Raw genomic sequence first — 18,389 nt, forward strand, 5'->3', positions numbered from 1 at the left:
ACCGGTGCCCGTTGGGGCTTGGCCGGTGCCGAGGCCGTCCTCAAACTCCGTGCCCTGACCAGCAACGGCGATTTCGACCGGTATTGGGACTTCCACCTCCAACAGCAACACCGACGAGTCCACCTGACCGCACGCCACTCCCGCCGCAACCAACCACAACTCGCAGCCTGAACGCATCACTCCAACAGAGCCGCACCCAAACCAATCAACGACACGCGACACCAGCGAACGGGAACTCCGGCTGGAACGGTGCCGACCGATGACTGGACTTCGAGGAAGTGTTTGGTGGCGGCGGAGAGGTAGCTGCGGATTGTGCAGAACTGTTGGGCTCCCCTCCGGTGAGGGTGCGGAGGTAGCCGGAGATCTTCTGCCGGAGCTTGATCATGCGGATGTCGCGTTCGGATCCGTTGTTGCCGGGTGGTATTCGCCAGTCTCGGGTGAAGCGGAGACAGTCGTCTTGCCGGTCGAGGAGTCTGCGGGGCGAGCGCGTTGTGCTTGCGCATCACCGGGTTCGAGCGGGCGGCGGTGGAGGTGACGCCGATCTGCGCGGCTGAGCGGTAGAGCCGCACCTGTTCGGGCTGTCGACCAGCGCCGACGTCGCTCCCGGATGCCCCGGCTGCCCACCCGGTTTCCTACCGCTCATACGCCGCGACGACTTCGGCGCGGGTCGATCGAACGGCGAGTCCGACGACGGGGCTCGACGAGTTCCGACTGTTCTGCCCAACCGCCGCTTCAGCTCCGCGTTCTCCGCAGCAAGCTCCTCATAGGACGGACGTCGACCAGCCGGCACCACATGATCCACAAACAGAACGGCGCCTACTCGATCGGTGGTGCCCAGTTCGGTCGTGGGATGAGACAGAACGGGTGGCCGGCCGGATCGGCGAACACGTCGTCACTCAACTGCACCGCGCCGAGAGCCAGTACCTGTGGCACGGCCGCCTCGACGTCGTCGACCATCACGTCCAGGTGCACCTGCTGGGGTGCCGCGGGGTCTGGCCAACGTGGCGGCACGTGGTCGGGCGCGAGCTGGAAGGCCAGCCCCGAGCTGGTGTCGTTCGCGGCGACCACCACCCAGTCCGCACTGGTGTGGGTCACCGGCATGCCGAGCAGATCCCGATAGAACGCGGCGAGCGCGGGTGGGTTCGGACAGTCGAGGACGACGTGGTGCAACCGGCCGATCATGCCGGCATCGTCCTCTCATGGGATCGATGAGCCAAGGCGGGTGTGCTTCCCGCGTGCCGGTCCCCGGAGCGCGGTCGCCAAGCAGACCTCCGGGGCTCCCGCGAAGCACACGTACAGCAGGATCAGCGGCAGCCCGGGGGCCGGCCTGGACGTTCGTGCCGGGGATCGGCAGCGCGGTCGTCACGTGGTGCCACCGCAAGATCTCCAGGTACATCGTCGACCAGCTCCAGGCGCAGACGATCGCACTGCCCAGACGATCATGGTGCGTCGTCGCATCGGTCAGCCGGCCCGGCGGTGGCGGGTGAGGATTTCCGCGCGCAGCCGAGTGGCCGAGGCGCCGATCCCCGACAGGATGTCGCGGTGCAGGCCGCCGTCCATACCCAGCAACGCGAGCGCGATGTGCTCGGCACCCACCTCGGCGCCCACCTCACCGTGCGCGTCGCGGACCGCGCGCTCGAGACATCTCTTGGCGCGGCGGGTGACGGGCAGGTGGCCGGTGGCCGGGTCGCGGCGCGGTCGCCGCCACCGGCGCGGCGACGGGGCGCCGGAGGCGAGAGCATGCGGCCCGAACGCCGACTCGATCCGCTCCCGCACCGCGTCCAGGTCGATGCCGATCGCGGTCAGCGCGTCGTGGTCCAGAGCGTCGAACAGGTCGCCGCCGGCGACGTTGCGGGTGCCGATCAGCCGAACGAACTCCGCCTCGACCCGCTCCGGCGTGACACCCGACCGGCGCAGCACCGCACCGGCCTCACCGTCGGTCGACGCCAACCCGAACAGCAGGTGCTCGGTGCCGATGAACCCGTGCCCGAGCCGGCGCGCGTACTCCTGCGCGTCGCCGACCGCCTTGCGGCTTTCCTGGGTGAACCGCCCGCGCATCCCCGTCACATCCCGCTCCGACGCCCGTGCTTGCGGTGCACGGTCTGCTTCGTGACCCCGAGCCGGGTCGCGATGTCCTGCCACGACCAGCCCGACCGCCGCGCGTTGTCCACCTGCAGCACCTCCAGTCGTTCGGTGAGCGTGCGCAGCGCCGCGACCGCGCGTAACCCGACGTCCGGGTCGTTGCTGGTCGCGCCCTCCGTGATCTCCGATGCGGTCTCCATGCCCGTCAGCATATGCTGACGACCCTCATCGGTGTCAACACATGCTGACGACCCCGTCCCTCACGGGACTACCGGGACCGAACCCGCGCCAGTGCGGGGCGTCTCGAGCTCGGCGAGGTACGCGTTGAGCGCCTTCCACGCGCTCCACGCCCTCGTCACGCCGAACTGGGCGTTGAAGCGCAACGCGGCGCGGACGTCGTCGTGGGAGGCACCGCCCCGCGAGGCCCGGCCGACGTGAGCCTGGAACGTCTCCTCCAACGTCTGGTAGTGGACATCGATGCTCATGCTCGCGAACCCGCGCTCCCGCTCGGTGAGCGTGCCGGGGCCGGCTCCCGAACGCATCCGGGACTGCAGATCGAAGAACTCGGCGAAATGGTCGTCCAGCTCGCGCAGCTGAGCACGAACCGCGTCCGGCAGGGGGCTGGGCGCCGCGCCGGGGCCGGTCTCGAGCAGGTCGGCGGCCAGCGGCGCGGCCTCGTCGGGGGACAGACCTTCCGCCGCCTCGAACTCCGCGAGCCGTTCGAAACCGGCGGCCGCGGCGGGATATCCGCAGTCGTAGGAGATGAAGCGCAGCAGCGCTCGGATGTCCGTGGTGGACACTCCGCGCCCGATGCCCGCACGCACGTGCGCTTCGAACGCGAGTCCGAGACTCGGCTGGCAGACATCGGCCACCACGCACAGGAAGGTCTTCTCGCGGTCGGTCAGCTCGGGAATCGCATGGACGTGCTCGGCGGTGGCGCCGACCATCTGGGCGAACACCGGGTCCAGTGCGGCCACCCGGTCCAGGTTGGTCGCCCTGGTCGCCTCGGTCGTAGTACTCACGGGGATGCTCCTCTGATGAACAACATACGTAGCGCTACAGGTGTAGCTCCAATGACGCTACACCTGTAGCGCGATAGGTGTCCAGCTATGATGGTGACGCCATGGAGAAGTCCCCAGCCTCACGTCGCCGGCCCAACGCGCGCGGACACGGCGAGCTGCTGCGCGAAGAGATCCTGTCGGCCGCCGCGCGGATGCTGGACGAGCTCGCGGACGACGAGGCCCTGTCCCTACGCGCCGTCGCGCGCGCGGTCTCGATCGCCGCCACGTCGGTCTACCTGCACTTCCCGGACCGTGACGCGCTCGTGCTCGCGGTCTTGCAACGCTGCCACGACGAGTTGGTCCAGGCAGGCGACGACGCCGAGGCGGCAGCCGAGGACACGGCGGCCGGGCTCCGCGCGCGCATCCTGGCCCAGGCCGACTGGGCGCAGAGACACCCCGGCCTCTACAAAGTGATGCACGAAAGCAAGGTGCACCGGCGACTCGGCATGCCGTTCAAGAAGGTTCTCGTCGCGCGCACCACCGCGGCGGTGCAGCGCAGCATGGACGCCGGCCTCGCCCCGCCAGGCGACGCGGCCACGGTCGCGATCGACCTGCGGACCGCCGTGAACGGCATGCTGTCACAGCGCATCAACGAACCCGACCTGCCCTGGCCACCCGCCGACGAGATGATCGACAGGTTCCTCACCAAGCTCGTCGGCCTCGCCGTGCCACCCGACAGCGCCGACCCGTCCGGTGCCACCCGAGCGCGGTGACCTGCGTGACAAAGCTTTCCGACGAGGCCTGGATCTCTGTCGTGCCCGCGAACGGGACGTCCTGACAGGACCTGGACGCCCGTCGCATGGATCGACGACGACACGGTCGCGGTCCAGCGAATCGGAGTGGACGACAAGGCGATGATCGACGGCGTCGAACCGGTCACCGTCCCCGGCCGTCCGCGAACCGGAATGTTCGTCGACATGCCATCTCCTCGGCGCCTCGTCGACCGGCGAGACTCGAAGGTACGCGCGCTTCGCGGCATGAGCGGATCAGGCGACGAAGATGCAGAAGGGATGGCCTGCCGGGTCGGCGTACACGCGCAGCGGCTCGTCTGGATCATGGCTGTGGTCATGCAGCAGCCGCCCACCCAGGATGAGGACGCGGTGGTGCTGCGCCGCCAGGTCCTCGACCGACGCCACGGTCAGGTCGAGGTGCAGTTGTTGTGGCACCGGGCCCTCCGGCCAGGTCACTTCCGGCAGCTGACCGACCTGCTGGAAGGCCAACCGAGGGACACCGCCCGGGGTTCTCAGGGCCAGCCAGTCAGCGCCGCGCTCATCGACTTCTCCTGTCTCCGGTGGCTCGTCGCCTGGCCGGTACACGAAACCCAGAAGTTGTCGGTAGAACTCTGCCAGCGACCTCGCGTCGAGACAGTCCAGCACCACCTGCCGCAGACTGGGCACGCGCTCCCGGTTGACCACGTCGATCACCCCCTCGGCAATTCTGCACCACTCATCTCCGCAGCCGTCATCTTGGCTGCTCACCGTCGAACTGGGTCGATGGGTAGGCTGGAGAGAGTGGCCCTCACCCACAAGGAAATCTTCGAGAAGTACGTGTACGCCGGTGCGATCACCCGGAACGTGGACGCGATCGCGGAGATGTTCACCGAAGACGGCATCTTCGAGGCGCCGCTGGTGCCCGACGGTCATCCGCTGCCACGCCGCCTGGTTGGCCGTGATGCGATCCGCGCCGGCATCGGGGCGTATCACCGGGAGCCGGCCCACCACGGCACGGTGAACGTCGAGGAGTCCACATACATGCTGCACGACACCGCGGAACCCGACGTGTTCGTCGCCGAGATCGACACGGTGCTCGAGGGTACGGCCGGGCAGCGTACGCCGATGTCACTCGTGCAGATCTTCCGCATCCGCAACGGGCAGATAGCCATGCTTCGCGACTACTTCACGGTTCCGTCATCCGCGGCCGCCGACCGCGCCCAGGCTTGGCCTACTCGACGTGAGCGACCAGCCCGGCATTCGGCCACGGCTGCCGCGGTAGTTGATTCGGCGATCATCCGGGATGTGCAGGAGGACGCCCGCCGGCCCGACCAGGACATCGCCCGCAAGGTCGGCATCGCGCCGTCCACCTGTCTCGAGCGCACCCGCCTGCTCCGCCTCGGCCTGGTCGGACCACCGCTCCTGCTCGCGGCCCTGGCCGTCCGGTTCGTCCGGCGCGGAGTGGCCCTCGGACGCCTCGCTACCGGCTCCGCCGGGCGACGAGCGCCGAGATCCGGTGCGGCACCATGAGCGGTTCCTGGGGGAAGCGCTCGCGCAACAGTCGGGCCAGGTCGGCATCGAACGCGGCGACCTCGGCGGGCGGCAGGCTCGCGCCGACGCCGTTGGAGCTGCGCATGCGCCCGCGCCACGCCTCGTGGGTGAACGCGACGTCGATGTCGAAGCCGACCTTCTCGAGGTCGTCGAACCCGGCCGGCCCGGCGGCCCACTCCGCGTGGATGCCGGCGCCGCCCCCGGCCATGGGCCAGCCCGGGTTGTAGGTGAGGACCACATCCTCGCTGGCCGCACAGACGTTGCCCGGCAGTATCAGGTAGTCGCGGCCGCAGATGGCGAGCGCACCACCGACGACCAGCAGGCGACGCACCTCCGCGACGGCACGTTCGCGGTCGAACCAGTGCCAGCACTGCCCCGCGCAGACCACGTCCCAGGCCTCGCCCGGCAGCCCGGTGTCCTCCGCGGGGGCCACCCGGTAGGTGATCTCCACCCCGGCGGCGCCGTCCTGCCGGCGTGCCTCGTCGAGCATCTCCGGCGCGATGTCGACCCCGCTCACCACGCACCCGGCGGCGGCGAAGCTCCGCGCCAACGCCCCGGTTCCGGTCCCCAGATCGACGATCCGCTGACCGGCCAGGCCTACCCCCACGGCGGCGAACCGGGTGAACAGCTCTGGCGGGAACGCGGTCCGGTATGTCGCGTAGTCGCGAGCCGTCCTGCCGAAGTCCACGGGCACCGGACCATCATGCCCTGAACGACGCGTTCAGGACGTTGAACGTCTCGAGCGCGTCGTTCAGGGCATTAGGCGGTCTCGCGTCAGGACACGTCCCGGCGCACCGCGAGCCACGTGCCCGCGAACGCGAACGCCACGCCGTAGGCCACCAGCAGCAGGCCGCCCTGCCAAGGCTCCAGCAGCGTCGTGCCGGGCTGGACCGCGCCGGTCAGCGCAGAGTTCGCGCCGCCGGGGAAGTACTTGTAGTAGTCGCGGACCGTGGGCAGCGTGGACGCGAACGCCTCGATGACGAACAGGTACACGAGCGATCCGACGATCGCGGCGATCTGGTTGCGCACCAACGCGCCGACGCCGACGCCGAGCACCGCGTAGACCGCGACGCCGGCGACCGTGCCGGCCATCGAGCCCGGGATCCCGTTGCCGAACAGGGAGATGTCGACGTCCTTCGCCGCGAGCCACGGCAGGGCCAGCGCGATCGCGAAGGCGACCACCACGACCCCGTAGCCGATACCGGCCAGCGCGTAGGTGACGAGCTTGGCGATCACGACCCGGCCGCGGTGCGGGGTGGCGAGGAACGTCGGCGTCACAGTCTGGTGCCGGAACTCGCCGGTGATCGCGATGATGCCGAGAATCAGCACGAACACCCCGGACGCGGCGGCCACGCCGAACAGGTTGCGCTGACCCTCCGGTGTGGACAGTAGTGGCTGCGGGTTCCCCTCGCTGCCGTCGAGCGCGATCGTGAAGCTCATGAACAGCGCGGTGATCGCGATCGCGCCGAGCATCATCCACAGCCAGAGCTTGGTGGTGAAGAGCTTGCGGACCTCGCCGCCGATGAGCCGGATCACAGGTCGCCTCCCTCGCCGCCGAAGTGTTCGACCGGTCCGGCATCGCCGGTGAGCGCGAAGAAGATCTTCTCCAGGTCGCTGCGCTCGGCGGTCAGCTCGTGCAGCTCGATCCGCTCGGTGAAGGCGAGGTGGCCGAGCTCCTCGGTGGTCAGGCCGGTGACCCGCATGGTGGTGTCCTGCCGATCCGCGGTGGCCCGGTCCGGCAGAACCGTGGCGAGCCGGTCGAGGTCGGGCCCGCGGACCAGGACGGTCAGGCCTTCGTGCTCGGCGAGCTCGGCGATGCTTCCCTGCCGTACCAACGTGCCGCGGTTGATGATCACCACGTTGTCGACGGTCTGCTCGACCTCGCTCAGCACGTGGCTGGACACCAGGACCGTGCGCCCCTCCTCGGCCATCCGGCGCAGGAACCGGCGCAGCCACGCGATGCCCTCGGGGTCCAGCCCGTTGGCCGGCTCGTCGAGGATCAGCACCTTCGGGTCGCCGAGCAGCGCCGCGGCGAGCCCGAGCCGCTGGCGCATGCCCATCGAGTAGCCGCGGACCTTCTGCCCGGCGGCCTTGGCGAGCCCGACCACATCGAGCACCTCGTCCGCGCGCCGGTCCGGGAACCCGTTGACCACGCAGTAGACGCGCAGGTGGTTGCGGCCGCTGCGGGCCGGGTGGAAGCTCGACGCCTCGAGCATCGCGCCGACCGTCGCGGACGGGTGCGACAGGTCAACGTAGGCGCGACCGCCGATGGTCGCGGCGCCGCTCGTCGGGCCGATCAGCCCGAGCAGGCAACGCAGCGTGGTGGTCTTGCCGGCACCGTTGGGCCCGAGGAACCCGGTGATCGTGCCGGCGGGAACCGAGAAGCTCAGGTTGTCGACGGCCTTCACGGCGCCGAACGTCTTGCTGAGGCCGCGAATCTCGATCTGGCCAGGTTCATGCGTCACGCGCTCCCCCTTGGTTGTGACCGCGCCACATCGTAGGCCGTCCGGGCGCACAACCACACGGATGATTCGCCGGCGACGGATCGCGGCGGTCAGCCGCCGTCGACGGCCGGATCATCGAGCCCCGGGCTCCCGGCCCAGGGATCAACGAGGATGCCTTGCCGTACGGCGGCTCGTGACTGTTCGTCGTTGCGGTAGCGCGGCGGGATCACGGTCAGCGGTAGGGGTTCACCGCTGCGGCGGGACCGCGCCGCGACCGGCCGGACCAGCGGACGAGGCCCCGGGCCGACCGCCATCCAGGTGGCCAGCGTGACCTCGACGTCCCCGAACGGATGCCGGACGACCACGATGACGTCCTCGGGACGAACATCCGGTTCACCGCTGCCCTCGGCCACCGCCCCAGGGTAGGCGGACGCAGGGTGGATCCGCCGCTATCCGGCGCTGGCCAGGACCTTCTCGAACGAAGGGGTCAGCCTTGCCGCGGTGTCCTTGTCCGCGTTCACGATCGACACGACGACCAGGTTTCCGATGTGGCCGTCGACCACCGCCCCGTTCCGCTCGCACACCGTGCCACCCCCGGCGGCGCGCTCGGTGCCGCCGAGCTCGGTGCAGGTGGAGGAGAAGTTCTCCAGCACGGCATCCGCGTCCTTCGGGTCGACCACGTCGACGCGCGCGACCAGCGGATCGCCGCCCAGCTGCTGAGCCTCCTCCGCGGTGTACAGGCACGCGGTGACCTTGACCGACTCCATGGTCTCCAGAGCGTGGTCCTTCCTCGTCTCCGCCAGCTTCCACGCCAGGGAGGTCGCCGAGGACAGCTCGGTCTCGGTCACCGGACAACCGTCGGCGGAAGCATCACCCATCCCACCCGTGGCCTCGCCGGTCGGCTGCCCGGAACCCCTCTGGTTCTCGCTCGACCCGCACCCGGCCACCGTCACACCGACACACACGACCACCGCGACCAACCGACGACGCACGCCCGCTCACCCCTCCCCTGCCAGCCCTTGCGACCACGACCATCCACCCCGTCCGGGCCACCGCGCAGCGCGTGACCAGGACGACCAACGTGCGAGGCGGGCGTACCGAAAGGGCATGGTGTCGCCGGATGTCGTCGGGCGCCGTACCGCTCAGGCCGGGCGGCTCGCGGCGATCACGATCGTCCGCAGCTCGTCGACGGCCCGGGCGCGCGCGCCCGCCATCTCAGGGGTGGCGACCTCGGCTTGGACAACCGGCACGCCGCGCGGTGACCGGGCGAACTCCTCGCGGACCGCCCGGATCATCGCCGGCGCCACGCCCCAGCGCCCGCCGACGACCACCAGGGCGGGGTCCGCGAGGGCGACGGCTGCGGCGAGCGTCCCGCACACCGCCCGGGCGACCACAGCACGCACCTCGTTCGTGGCGTCCCGTAAGGCCTCGACATCGATGGCGGTCGACGCCTTCCGGCGCAGCCCGAGCGCGGCGAACACCTCGGTGAGCGGCATGGCCGCACCGTCGGGTCCCACGGTGTAGAGGTGGGCGATCTCCCCGGCCAGGCCCCGGTGCCCGCGGCGCACGTCCCCGTCGGTGACCACCGCGCACCCCAGGCCCTCGCCGAGGTGCAGGTAGACGAAGTCGTCGACCCCGGCGGCGCAGCCCCTGGCGCGCTCGGCGCGAGCGGCCCAGTTGACGTCGTTGTCGACCAGCACCGGCCCGTCGACCAGCGGGGCCAGGACGGCGACCGGGTCGAGGTCGCCGACGAGGAACGGTGCGTCCGGCAGCCGCACCAGCCGCCCACTCCCCCGGTCGACAGGGTCCGCGGCACTCACCACCGCGCAGCGCGGCCTTCCCGGAAGTCGCCCGGCCGCCGCCACGAGCGCCTCGGCGGCCAGGTCCGGGCCGGCCGACCGGCCGAGCCCCGCCTCGGTCCGGGCGACGACCCGGCCCAGCGCGTCCACCGCCTCGGCCGTCACACCGGCCGGCGCGATCGCCGCCACCAGCACGGTCCCGCCGCCGTCCGCGAGGGAGTAGTAGGAGCCCGCGCGTCCGCGGCCGGTGGTCCGCTCGCCGGTGTCCACGAGCAGGCCCGCCTCGCTCAGCCGCCGCACGCTGTCGGAGATCGTCGGCTTCGAGATCCCGGTGCGCGCCGCGATCTCCGCCCTGGTCAACCGCTCCTGGGCCATGAGCGCCCGCAATACGTGCTCGTCGGTGAGTGAGCGCAACAGCTCCAGGGACGGCTTGGCGGAAGACGCGGAGGACACCGCGCAAGTCTAGTCAGGACTGTTGACCAAAAGCGGCGCGCCGCTCTATCCTCGGCTTTAGTTAGGAGACCTGACGAAAAGGAGGTCGGCATTGACCACCGCACCTGTGCTCCCGCACTGGGAGACCGTTCCCGACGACCTGCCCGCCGCGATCCGGCAGCTCAAGCCCGCGCTCCGGGCGCGCATCGAGGCCTCCGGCCGGACCGTCGAGGAGGTCTTCGCCGCCGTGGAGCGGCGGGTCGCCGATCGCGTGGCCGGGATCAAGGCGGAGAAGGAGAGCGTCTGGCCGGTGATCGACTACTCCGACATCGCCGCCGGCACCGTCACCGCGGCCCAGCTGGACAAGGTGACGCTGCGCGGCTGCGCGGTGGTGCGCGGGCACTTCGACCGCGAGCAGGCCCTGGCCTGGGACGCCGGCATCGTCGACTACGTGGAGCGCAACGACTTCTTCGACACCTACACCGGTCCGGGCGACGACTTCTTCGGCAGCGTCGGCTCCAAGCCCCAGATCTACCCGATCTACTGGTCCCGGGCCCAGATGCAGGCCCGGCAGAGCGATCGGATGGCGCGCGTCCAGGCGTTCCTCAACTCCTTCTGGCGTCACGAGTCCGAAGGCGTGCGGTGGTTCGACCCGAACCGCGACGCGATGTACCCCGACCGCATCCGGCGCCGCCCGCCCGGCACCGACTCCGGCGGGCTGGGCACCCACTCCGACCCCGGCACGCTCGACCTGTGGATGACCGAGGCCTACCAACGGGCGTTCCGGCACCTGTTCGACGGCACCGTCGAGGCCTACGACCCGTGGGACGCCGCCCACCGCACCACGGGTCCGCAGTACCCCGGCTCCACCATGTGCTCGGCGTTCCGCACGTTCCAGGGCTGGACCGCACTGTCCGATATGGACCATGACCAGGGCGTGCTGCACACCGTCCCGGTCCCCGAGGCGATGGCATATCTGATGCTGCGCCCGTTGCTGACCGACGTGCCGGAGGACGACATGTGCGGAGTCACCGTCAACCAGGTCTTCCCGGCGAGCGAGAAGTGGCACCCGCTGCTCATGGCGGCCCTCACCGGCATCCCCGACGTCCGCGCGGGCGACTCGGTGTGGTGGCACTGCGACATGATCCACAGCGTCGCGCCGGTCACCGGCCAGCAGGGCTGGGGCAACGTCATGTACATCCCCGCGGCTCCGTGGTGCCCCCGCAACGAGACCTACGCGGCCGATGTCCGCGCGGCCTTCTCCACCGGCTCCAGCCCGAGCGACTTTCCCGAGGAGCACTACGAGCGCGAGTGGACCGGCCGCTGCACCCCGGACCAGCTCAACGAGACGGGCCGCCGCGGCCTCGGCCTCGACTGACCGCGGTGTCAGGTCAGCCGGTGGCCGACAGGAGGGTGACCCCAGCAACGTGCCGATGTCGTCACAGATGCGGCGACGGCGTGTCGTTGTCGTGGCCCACGTGGTTGCGAAACATCCTGCGGAAGACATTGTGCGGAGTCGGGGAGGTTGCGCGACGACGGGTGGTGAGCAGGCGGAGACCGATGATCTTCAGGGCGAGGACCGCCACGAGGCCGACGGCGGGTCCAGATGGTCCATGGCGAGGCTGCGAGGACCGCCGTGCCGAGTCCCAGGTGGACGGCGAGGAACAGGCCCACGGCTGCGACGAGTAGCCACGGTGCGGTGCGGGATCGTCGTCGCCGGGTGCCTCGTGGTCGTTCCGTCGGGTGCGGGTCGTCGCCGGGGTGCGCGGTCGGCGTGTCGCGTCGTTGCCAGGTCACCGTCAGGTGGTCGCGCCTGCCGATGTTCTCGAGGCGCGCGGTGAGAAGATCCTGGATCCGTTGCAGGTCTTCGTCGTTGGTGGCTTCTGCGCGCAGCGTCAGCGTGTTCTGGGTGGCGTGCAGAGTCCACTGGCCCCAGGACAACCTGACGATCCCGTGCGTGTCGGACCATTCGACGTGCCGCACCTCGGGCGGCGCGTGCGTGTCGCCGGCGCGCGGCCCGTGGCGTAGGTGCTGGCTCATTCGGCCGGCGTGCCGGCACAGTTGGACGAGATACCGGCTCGGGCGTTCGGTCCGGACGTGGGCTACGGCGGTCAGCATGCTGGTCCTTTCCGTGCGGACGCTCAGATCCTGGTGGCGGTGACCAACCAGGCCCGAATGCCGTCGGGGTCGGTGGTGATGTCGATGGTGTCCGGTTCGATCGAGTCGATCCGCCACCCGGCAGTGAAGGTGGCCGTGATCTCGTCTCGCGTGACCCGGTGTACCCGCGACCAACCGTCGGCCGGTTGCCGATCGCTGAAGCAGAGCATGAGGTAGCGTCCGCCGAGCGCCAGCACGGACCGCAGGCCTGCGACGAACGCGTCGCGGTCGGCACCGGTGAAGATGTGGAACAGCCCGCAGTCGAGCACGGTGTCGAAGGACTCCCCCAACTCGGCCAGGCTCCGGGCGTCGTTGCGGAGAAACCGCGCCGGGCGGTTGCGCTCGCGGGCCTTGCGCTCGGCGGCGCCCAGGGCCGTGGACGCGAGGTCGAGGCCCGTGGCGTCCAGGCCGAGGCCCGCGGCCAGGAGCGTGTGCTCACCGGTTCCGCAACCGACGTCCAGCACCCGGCCCCGGATGGCGCCGGCGTCGGCGAGGGCCTGGAACGCCGGTTGCGGCCGGCCGATGTCCCACGGCGGCGGGGTGAGGTACAGGTCGTCGGGCGCTTTCGGTCTGGTGGAACCGGAGTGGGGATGCGGAGGTGCGCCGGTCATGGCGTGTCCTTCCTGGTGCGGGTGCCCTGCTGGGTCGCAATTTATCGATACACTTTGTCGCTGTCAATTCGACGTGTATCGACGATGTCGTTGCGTATCATGTAGTGATGCCGAAGCTCTGGAACGCGACGATCGACGCTCATCGCCGCGAGGTGCGTGACGCGATCCTGGACGCCACCGTGGCGCTGGCGGCCGAGCACGGGCTGCTGTCGGTCACCATGTCCCAGATCGCCGAGCGCACCGGCATCGGCCGCGCCACGCTGTACAAGTACTTTCCCGATGTCCAGTCGATCGCGCTGGCCTGGCACGACCGCCAGATCGCCAACCACCTCGAGCTCCTCAGCCAGGTCCGAGACCACGCCGGCGACAAGCGGCTCGAGGCCGTGCTCACCGCCTACGCCCACATTCACCAGCAGCGGGTCCGGCACCATCGCCACCACGACCACGGCGCCGAGCTCGCCGCCTTCCTGCACCGAGACGAGCACGTCGCCGGAGCGCAACGGCAGGTCCAGGAGTTGATCCGCGACCTGCTGACCGAGGTCGCGAAGAACGGCGACCTGCGCGACGACGTCCCACTGAACGAGCTCGCCGGCTACTGCCTGCACGCCCTCGACGCCGCCAGCGGCCTGCCGTCCAAGGCCGCGGTCCACCGGCTCGTCACCGTCGTCCTGGCCGGCCTGCGCCCGCCACGCTGAGCCGGGATCGCCCAGGGTGACTCACCGGTGGGTCCGGTCGCCGGTGCGAGCGAAGTAGTCGGTCACCTCCCGGCAGCCCTGCCCACCGCCGCGCCGTTCGGCCGGCACGGTTCTCGACAGACCTAACCCGGGTCGTTCCCGAGCGCGCGTCGGCCGGCGTCGAAGCTGCGCAGTGCGGCGCCGACCGCGGCGGCGACGGTGACCTCGAAGATCTCGTCCTCGGTGTGGCCGGCGGCGGTGAGGCGGGTGATGTCGGACTCCGCGACGCGGTAGGAGGCGTCGCGGACCAGCGCGGTGTAGGACGGCCAGGGCTCGGTGCGGCCGTCGCCCGTGCCGGCGGCTGCGCGGAGCTCTGGGGCGGTGGTGGCCGGTGCGTGGAACACGGCGTGCCGGAGGTTCTCGATGGGCCCGCCGTGGTCGCTGCGGTCGCCGCCGGCGAGGAGGAAGCCGGGGAACCGGTAGCCGAACCGGTGCAGCGCGCGGGTGCCGCTGTGCAGTTGGTCGCCGCGCAGGGCGAACCCGAACGCGTTGGCGAGGCGGTCGATGATGTTCCACACGAGGTCGACGTGCAACGCCTCGCGCAGCGCCGGTTCGGGCAGTCCGGCGACCGTGCCACCGTCGAGCTGGGCCGGCGGCTGGGTGGTGTCGAGGAAAGCGCGGATGGCGCGCAGCTCGGGCCGGGCGGAGGCGGCGTCGTCGGGGTTGATCTCGCCATCGCCGGCGATGCGCGTGAGCTCGGCGTGGCTGTCGACGCAGAACGGACACTGGTGCAGCTGGGCCGTGCGCATCCCGAGGTACTCACGTTCAGCGGGTGTCCAGTAGGACGGGCCCCGCATCGCCGGAACGGTGATGGCCAACAACGGTCGAGCGAAGAAGTCCGGCCGGTACAACAACATCCGCACGATGTCCGGGGCGTCCCGCCCGGTCATGGCGAAGAACAGGCGGGCACGGCGGCGGTGTCCGTGGTCAAGGATGGACAGTCTCATCTGGGCTCCCGCTCGGTCGTGCGGTCGGTCGGTCGTGCGGTCGGTCGGTCGGTCGGTCGGTCGGTCGAAGAGAATGACGAGCAGGCCGACCGGAACTCGACACCCCGCCCGAGGCTTTCTCAGGGGCCAGGACTCGGGTCACGGTGGCGGGGTGGTGCCGAAAGCTCGCGCCGCTGCCGGCGCCGATCTCGTTCACCGCGTTCCATGGCGCGGGCCATTCGCGGCGCACAGCCGCGCGAACCTCCGGACACCAAGTGGGTCATGGCCGGCAGCCACAACCGCACCAACGCCGCGCCGCGGGAGAACGACGAGGCGTTGGTGCGGATCCGGTCCGCACCGATACATGACCAGTACCGCTCGAACTTCTGGGCACTGCGCGCCGCCGCGTCCTGACGTCGCCACGGCAGCGTGCCGGCGCCGCGGACCCGCTGGCGGCTCGCGAGCTCAGACCGATACGCACCAACCGTCCTCGTCGTCCATCAGCAGGCCCGGCGCGGTGCTCTCGTTGCCGTAGGAGCTGGACATCTTGATCTCCACGTTCGCGAAGCCGTCGCTGACGATGGTCACCTCGCCGGTCAGCTCGATCTCCCAGTCCGCGTTGTCCGCGAGCTCGTACAGCGATCCGGGTCCTGCCGTGTCGCAGGTCAGCTCCGTGGCGGCGGCCTCGTCCCGGTCGCCGATCGCGTCGACGTACTGCTGCGCCGCGGCAAGGACGTCCTCCTCACCGCCGGTGGAGCCGCCGTTGTCGTCGGCCGGTTCCTCGCCGTCCCGGGTGGGCTCGGCGCCGGCGGCGGCAGGTTCCCGCTTGTCCGGGCTGTCATCAGGCGCGCTGGTCTGCTTGTCGTCGCCAGAGGTGAGGACGATGGTCGCGGCCACGGCACCCCCGAGAACCAGCACCGCGATCACCACGATCGCCACGACCATGCTCGAGTTGCGCCGCTTCGGCGGCGGCCCACCCCCCGGGTAGCCGTAGCCGCTCGGATACCCCGGCTGGCCGGGCTGGTGGAAGTACGGACCCGGCCCGAACCGCCCCGGCTGCTGGCCGGACGGATTCGGCCAGTTCGGGCCGGACTGCTGCGGCGGGTAAGTCATTACCCCAACTCCTCGTTGTCATTGGCGAAAGTCGTCGTGGCCGAGCTCAGCGGGATTCGACGGCGGTTCCGGCGAACTGGTTCCCGACCCGGCACCCGGCCGGAACGCGGTGCCGTTGTCCGCCCGCACCGCGACCGCGCGAGTGGCGCCACGGCATATGGTGGACGTGCGCTGTCAGCCTGGCCACGAACCTGGGGGATCCATGGGCAACCACACGGTCGACATCGTCATGTCGATCGACGGTGCCGACGCCTCGCCGCAGGCGCTCGACCGATTGACCACGTTGTTGATCGGTGACCTGCGGACGGCACGCGTCGGACGGGTTGATCGCCGCTCGGCCCCCGCCGGGCAGGGGAGCAAGTCCGGTCTCGTCCCGCTCGTCGGCGAGCTCACCGTCAGCGGGATGGCCTCGGCGGCCGTGTGGCTGCTCTACAAGACGCTGACCGCGTTCCTCGACCGCAGCAAGGCGCGCTCCATCACGGTGAAGGTGGGCGCGGCGGAGATCGAGGTCACCGCCGCCTCCAAGGACGAGATCGCCAAGGTGATGGCGCTGGCCGTCCAGCACGTCCTCGACGGCGGGTCTCCCCAGCCGCACACACCAGCGAAGCCACACGATGAGTGAACGCCGGGCACTTCTCGTCGGCACCTCGTCCTACGACGATCCCGTGCTGCCCACACTGCGCGCGCCGGCCACCGAGACCAAGCAACTATGGGAGCTGCTGAAGGATCCCGCCATCGGTGGGTTCCGGGCGAAATACCTGGTCGACGAGCGTAAGCAGAATGTCGAGCGGGAGATCGAGACGCTGTTCGCGGACAGCGGCCCGAATGACCACGTGCTGCTCTACATCTCCGGCCACGGCATCAAGAACGCCGATAACCAGCTGTTCTTCGCCACGACCGACACCATTCAGCAACGGCCGTACTCGACCGCCATTCCCGCCGTCGTCGTCCGGCAGCTGCTGGGCGAATGCCAGGCGCGGCACAAGGCGGTGGTGCTGGACTGCTGCTACAGCGGCACGTTCGCGTCCGGTCCGATCGCCAAGTCGGACAGCACGGTGGACGTGAGCATGCTCGGCGAGGGCACCTACGTCATCACCGCCACCAACGCGTTCGACCCGGCGTTCGAGGACAGCCGCGTGGTGTTCGGCAACAGCCAGCCGTTCTCACTGTTCACGGACGTGCTGATCAAGGGGCTGGACACGGGTGCCGCCGCACCGGCGGACTCGGACCTGATCACGATCGATGACCTGTACGACTTCCTGCACCAGGAGCTCAGCAGGCCGCGGACGGGCGTGCGCGAGCAGGTGCCGCACCGGCTGAACCACGGGCAGGGCGCGTTCGTCGTGGCGAACGCCCGGTCCCGCACGCTGGCCGTCGACGAGTCGGCGCCGTCGCCGCAGCTCGAGAGCCTCATGAGCCTCGAGTCCCCCGACGGCCTGCGGGATCTGGCCGTGCCCATCGGGAAGGTGCACCGCTCCGCCGTGCGGGGAACCGACGTCGTGCGGCTCGACCTCGCCGGCCGGGACGGCCACATCGGCATCATCGGCAAGGTCTGGTCAGGCAAGTCGACGCTGCTGCGCACCTTGATCGCCGGGTTGCGGTTCGGCCGTTCGTTCGACGAGATCACCTTCGCACTGTTCGATGCGAGCGCGCAGCTCAGCGACCTGTCCATCACGCCACACGTCCGCGTCAACGTCTCGCCGGCCGACCCCGCGGGCGTGCTCGCCTGCCTGCACGAGGTGCGCGAGCTGATCCTCAAGCGGGACCGGATGTTCCGGTCAGCGCCGATCGGCACCATGCGACGCTTCCGCGACCTGCGCGGGATGGGAAAGCTGCCGCCGGGGGACAACGCCGACCTCTTCGTCGTGATCGACGGCTGGGAGGAGTTCGCCGACAGCGCCGACTCGTTCACCGAGCAGGTGCGCCACATCGCCGGCGCGGGGCTGAGCAAGGGCGTGCACCTCATCGTCACCGCACGGCACTGGGCGGAGATCCCGGAGCCGATCGCTCGCCTTCTCGTCAGCAAGATCGAGCTGGCGCTGGACGACCCGGCCGAGTCGAAGTTCGATCCGGCGGTGGCCGCCGCGCTCCCCGACCAGCCGGGGTGGGGTATCCACAACGGGCGACCGTTCCTCGCGGCGACCGCCCACACCGAGGACACCGACGACCAGCTCGAGGCGCTGGGCGAGGTGCTCAGCAAGATGGTCGAGGAGCCGGAGCCGCCGGAGCCGACCGAGGACGCGGAGCCGCCGCTGCTGTCCAACCCGACGCTGCTGGAGCTGCTCGGCATCCCCGGCGACCCGATGACCTTCGACGTGCAGCAGGCGTGGCGGCCGCGGCCCATCCGCGACCGCTACCGGGTGCCGTTCGGCGTCGACGAGCTCGGCCAGCCGGTGGAGCTGGACATCAAGGAAGCCGCGATGGAGGGCATGGGCCCGCACGGCCTGTGCATCGGCGCCACCGGCTCCGGCAAGTCCGAGCTGCTGCGCACGCTCGTGCTCGGTCTGATGGCCCGGCACTCGTCGACCGCGCTCAACTTCGCCCTGATCGACTTCAAGGGCGGGGCCACGTTCCAGGGGCTCGACACCGCACCCCATGTCACCGCTGTCATCACCAACCTGCAGGACGAGCTCACCCTGGTCGACCGGATGAAGGACGCGCTCGCCGGTGAGATGAACCGCCGGCAGGAGGCACTCAAGAACGGCGGCAACTTCAAGAACGTCTGGGAGTACGAGAAGGCCCGGGAGAACGGCGCCGACCTCGACCCGC

23 protein-coding genes are annotated in these 18,389 nt (G+C 70.3%); 7 read left to right on the top strand and 16 right to left on the bottom strand.

Annotated elements, in window-relative coordinates; translation table 11 throughout:
• Positions 1–205 precede the first annotated feature (205 nt).
• The 5 genes from GEV28_RS35300 to GEV28_RS35320 all read right to left on the bottom strand — a co-directional run bounded on the left by GEV28_RS35300 (position 206) and on the right by GEV28_RS35320 (position 3,104).
• Complete coding sequence (locus tag GEV28_RS35300; RefSeq protein WP_291417558.1) at positions 206–424, bottom strand: transposase; 219 nt, start codon at positions 422–424, stop codon at positions 206–208.
• Between the two features lie 392 nt (positions 425–816).
• Positions 817–1,182, bottom strand: a complete 366-nt coding sequence (locus GEV28_RS35305; RefSeq protein WP_291417518.1) for a VOC family protein — start codon at positions 1,180–1,182, stop codon at positions 817–819.
• A 279-nt stretch (positions 1,183–1,461) separates the two neighbouring features.
• Entirely contained in the window at positions 1,462–2,058 is a 597-nt protein-coding gene (locus GEV28_RS35310) for a Clp protease N-terminal domain-containing protein (RefSeq protein ID WP_291417520.1), read from the bottom strand.
• Between the two features lie 5 nt (positions 2,059–2,063).
• The gene (locus GEV28_RS35315; protein ID WP_291417522.1) at positions 2,064–2,282 is read right to left on the bottom strand and encodes a helix-turn-helix domain-containing protein; all 219 of its coding nucleotides are present in this window, start codon (positions 2,280–2,282) and stop codon (positions 2,064–2,066) included.
• 60 nt (positions 2,283–2,342) lie between these two features.
• Positions 2,343–3,104, bottom strand: a complete 762-nt coding sequence (locus GEV28_RS35320) for a carboxymuconolactone decarboxylase family protein (RefSeq protein ID WP_291417524.1) — start codon at positions 3,102–3,104, stop codon at positions 2,343–2,345.
• 101 nt (positions 3,105–3,205) lie between these two features.
• On the opposite strand from GEV28_RS35320, the gene GEV28_RS35325 reads away from it, so the two are divergent.
• On the top strand, positions 3,206–3,856 hold the full coding sequence (locus tag GEV28_RS35325; protein ID WP_291417526.1) for a TetR/AcrR family transcriptional regulator: 651 nt from the start codon (positions 3,206–3,208) through the stop codon (positions 3,854–3,856).
• A 273-nt stretch (positions 3,857–4,129) separates the two neighbouring features.
• Here the strand turns inward: GEV28_RS35325 and GEV28_RS35330 are convergent, their stop codons facing one another.
• Entirely contained in the window at positions 4,130–4,558 is a 429-nt protein-coding gene (locus tag GEV28_RS35330) for a VOC family protein (RefSeq protein ID WP_291417560.1), read from the bottom strand.
• 96 nt (positions 4,559–4,654) lie between these two features.
• On the opposite strand from GEV28_RS35330, the gene GEV28_RS35335 reads away from it, so the two are divergent.
• Positions 4,655–5,383, top strand: coding sequence for a nuclear transport factor 2 family protein (locus GEV28_RS35335; protein WP_291417528.1), 729 nt, complete (start codon positions 4,655–4,657; stop codon positions 5,381–5,383).
• On the opposite strand, the gene GEV28_RS35340 is transcribed toward GEV28_RS35335, so the two are convergent.
• From GEV28_RS35340 to GEV28_RS35365, 6 genes are all read right to left on the bottom strand, one after another.
• Complete coding sequence (locus tag GEV28_RS35340; protein WP_291417530.1) at positions 5,334–6,098, bottom strand: class I SAM-dependent methyltransferase; 765 nt, start codon at positions 6,096–6,098, stop codon at positions 5,334–5,336. The two genes, GEV28_RS35335 and GEV28_RS35340, sit on opposite strands and share 50 nt — an antisense overlap.
• Before the next feature lie 80 nt (positions 6,099–6,178).
• A complete protein-coding gene (locus tag GEV28_RS35345; RefSeq protein ID WP_291417532.1) occupies positions 6,179–6,940 on the bottom strand; it encodes a hypothetical protein in 762 nt (253 codons plus the stop codon).
• Entirely contained in the window at positions 6,937–7,869 is a 933-nt protein-coding gene (locus GEV28_RS35350) for an ABC transporter ATP-binding protein (RefSeq protein ID WP_291417535.1), read from the bottom strand. Before GEV28_RS35350 ends, GEV28_RS35345 begins: the two co-directional genes overlap by 4 nt.
• 89 nt (positions 7,870–7,958) lie before the next feature.
• The gene (locus tag GEV28_RS35355; protein ID WP_291417537.1) at positions 7,959–8,261 is read right to left on the bottom strand and encodes a hypothetical protein; all 303 of its coding nucleotides are present in this window, start codon (positions 8,259–8,261) and stop codon (positions 7,959–7,961) included.
• A gap of 36 nt (positions 8,262–8,297) precedes the next feature.
• Positions 8,298–8,696 carry a hypothetical protein gene (locus GEV28_RS35360; RefSeq protein ID WP_291417539.1) on the bottom strand — a complete coding sequence of 133 codons (399 nt, stop codon included), beginning with the start codon at positions 8,694–8,696 and terminating at the stop codon, positions 8,298–8,300.
• Positions 8,697–8,990: 294 nt separating this feature from the next.
• The gene (locus tag GEV28_RS35365; RefSeq protein ID WP_291417541.1) at positions 8,991–10,100 is read right to left on the bottom strand and encodes an ROK family transcriptional regulator; all 1,110 of its coding nucleotides are present in this window, start codon (positions 10,098–10,100) and stop codon (positions 8,991–8,993) included.
• 91 nt (positions 10,101–10,191) lie between these two features.
• On the opposite strand from GEV28_RS35365, the gene GEV28_RS35370 reads away from it, so the two are divergent.
• Positions 10,192–11,457 (top strand): DUF1479 domain-containing protein, encoded by a 1,266-nt coding sequence (locus GEV28_RS35370; RefSeq protein ID WP_291417543.1) that lies wholly within the window; start codon positions 10,192–10,194, stop codon positions 11,455–11,457.
• Positions 11,458–11,465: 8 nt separating this feature from the next.
• Here GEV28_RS35370 and GEV28_RS42780 read toward each other — a convergent pair whose 3' ends face one another.
• Entirely contained in the window at positions 11,466–12,197 is a 732-nt protein-coding gene (locus GEV28_RS42780; RefSeq protein WP_367115259.1) for a DUF2218 domain-containing protein, read from the bottom strand.
• Between the two features lie 23 nt (positions 12,198–12,220).
• Positions 12,221–12,847: a class I SAM-dependent methyltransferase gene (locus GEV28_RS35380; RefSeq protein WP_291417546.1), complete on the bottom strand. Its 627-nt coding sequence runs from the start codon at positions 12,845–12,847 to the stop codon at positions 12,221–12,223.
• A 107-nt stretch (positions 12,848–12,954) separates the two neighbouring features.
• Here GEV28_RS35380 and GEV28_RS35385 point away from each other — a divergent pair, with 107 nt between their 5' ends.
• Positions 12,955–13,542 carry a TetR/AcrR family transcriptional regulator gene (locus tag GEV28_RS35385; protein ID WP_291417548.1) on the top strand — a complete coding sequence of 196 codons (588 nt, stop codon included), beginning with the start codon at positions 12,955–12,957 and terminating at the stop codon, positions 13,540–13,542.
• Positions 13,543–13,664: 122 nt separating this feature from the next.
• On the opposite strand, the gene GEV28_RS35390 is transcribed toward GEV28_RS35385, so the two are convergent.
• Positions 13,665–14,528 (bottom strand): hypothetical protein, encoded by an 864-nt coding sequence (locus GEV28_RS35390; RefSeq protein ID WP_291417549.1) that lies wholly within the window; start codon positions 14,526–14,528, stop codon positions 13,665–13,667.
• Between the two features lie 261 nt (positions 14,529–14,789).
• On the opposite strand from GEV28_RS35390, the gene GEV28_RS35395 reads away from it, so the two are divergent.
• Positions 14,790–14,921 carry a hypothetical protein gene (locus GEV28_RS35395; RefSeq protein WP_291417551.1) on the top strand — a complete coding sequence of 44 codons (132 nt, stop codon included), beginning with the start codon at positions 14,790–14,792 and terminating at the stop codon, positions 14,919–14,921.
• A 51-nt stretch (positions 14,922–14,972) separates the two neighbouring features.
• Here GEV28_RS35395 and GEV28_RS35400 read toward each other — a convergent pair whose 3' ends face one another.
• Complete coding sequence (locus GEV28_RS35400; protein ID WP_291417553.1) at positions 14,973–15,620, bottom strand: hypothetical protein; 648 nt, start codon at positions 15,618–15,620, stop codon at positions 14,973–14,975.
• A 202-nt stretch (positions 15,621–15,822) separates the two neighbouring features.
• Between GEV28_RS35400 and GEV28_RS35405 the strand changes: the two genes are divergently transcribed.
• Together GEV28_RS35405 and GEV28_RS35410 are read left to right on the top strand one after the other, a co-directional pair.
• The gene (locus GEV28_RS35405; RefSeq protein WP_291417555.1) at positions 15,823–16,242 is read left to right on the top strand and encodes a hypothetical protein; all 420 of its coding nucleotides are present in this window, start codon (positions 15,823–15,825) and stop codon (positions 16,240–16,242) included.
• A partial coding sequence (locus tag GEV28_RS35410) for an FtsK/SpoIIIE domain-containing protein (RefSeq protein WP_291417556.1) occupies positions 16,235–18,389 on the top strand: 2,155 nt, incomplete at its 3' end. The genes GEV28_RS35405 and GEV28_RS35410, both read left to right, overlap by 8 nt.

This window comes from Actinophytocola sp. (assembly GCF_009379765.1).
Lineage (GTDB): Bacteria > Actinomycetota > Actinomycetes > Mycobacteriales > Pseudonocardiaceae > Actinophytocola.

Excerpts from the sequence above, each read along its gene's own strand:
- GEV28_RS35405 (WP_291417555.1), top strand. The coding sequence starts at position 15,823 with ATGGGCAACCACACGGTCGACATCGTCATGTCGATCGACGGTGCCGAC.
- GEV28_RS35400 (WP_291417553.1), bottom strand. The coding sequence starts at position 15,620 with ATGACTTACCCGCCGCAGCAGTCCGGCCCGAACTGGCCGAATCCGTCC.
- GEV28_RS35380 (WP_291417546.1), bottom strand. The coding sequence starts at position 12,847 with ATGACCGGCGCACCTCCGCATCCCCACTCCGGTTCCACCAGACCGAAA.
- GEV28_RS35315 (WP_291417522.1), bottom strand. The coding sequence starts at position 2,282 with ATGGAGACCGCATCGGAGATCACGGAGGGCGCGACCAGCAACGACCCG.
- GEV28_RS35390 (WP_291417549.1), bottom strand. The coding sequence starts at position 14,528 with ATGAGACTGTCCATCCTTGACCACGGACACCGCCGCCGTGCCCGCCTG.
- GEV28_RS35305 (WP_291417518.1), bottom strand. The coding sequence starts at position 1,182 with ATGATCGGCCGGTTGCACCACGTCGTCCTCGACTGTCCGAACCCACCC.
- GEV28_RS35310 (WP_291417520.1), bottom strand. The coding sequence starts at position 2,058 with ATGCGCGGGCGGTTCACCCAGGAAAGCCGCAAGGCGGTCGGCGACGCG.
- GEV28_RS42780 (WP_367115259.1), bottom strand. The coding sequence starts at position 12,197 with ATGCTGACCGCCGTAGCCCACGTCCGGACCGAACGCCCGAGCCGGTAT.
- GEV28_RS35325 (WP_291417526.1), top strand. The coding sequence starts at position 3,206 with ATGGAGAAGTCCCCAGCCTCACGTCGCCGGCCCAACGCGCGCGGACAC.
- GEV28_RS35385 (WP_291417548.1), top strand. The coding sequence starts at position 12,955 with ATGCCGAAGCTCTGGAACGCGACGATCGACGCTCATCGCCGCGAGGTG.
- GEV28_RS35395 (WP_291417551.1), top strand. The coding sequence starts at position 14,790 with ATGGCCGGCAGCCACAACCGCACCAACGCCGCGCCGCGGGAGAACGAC.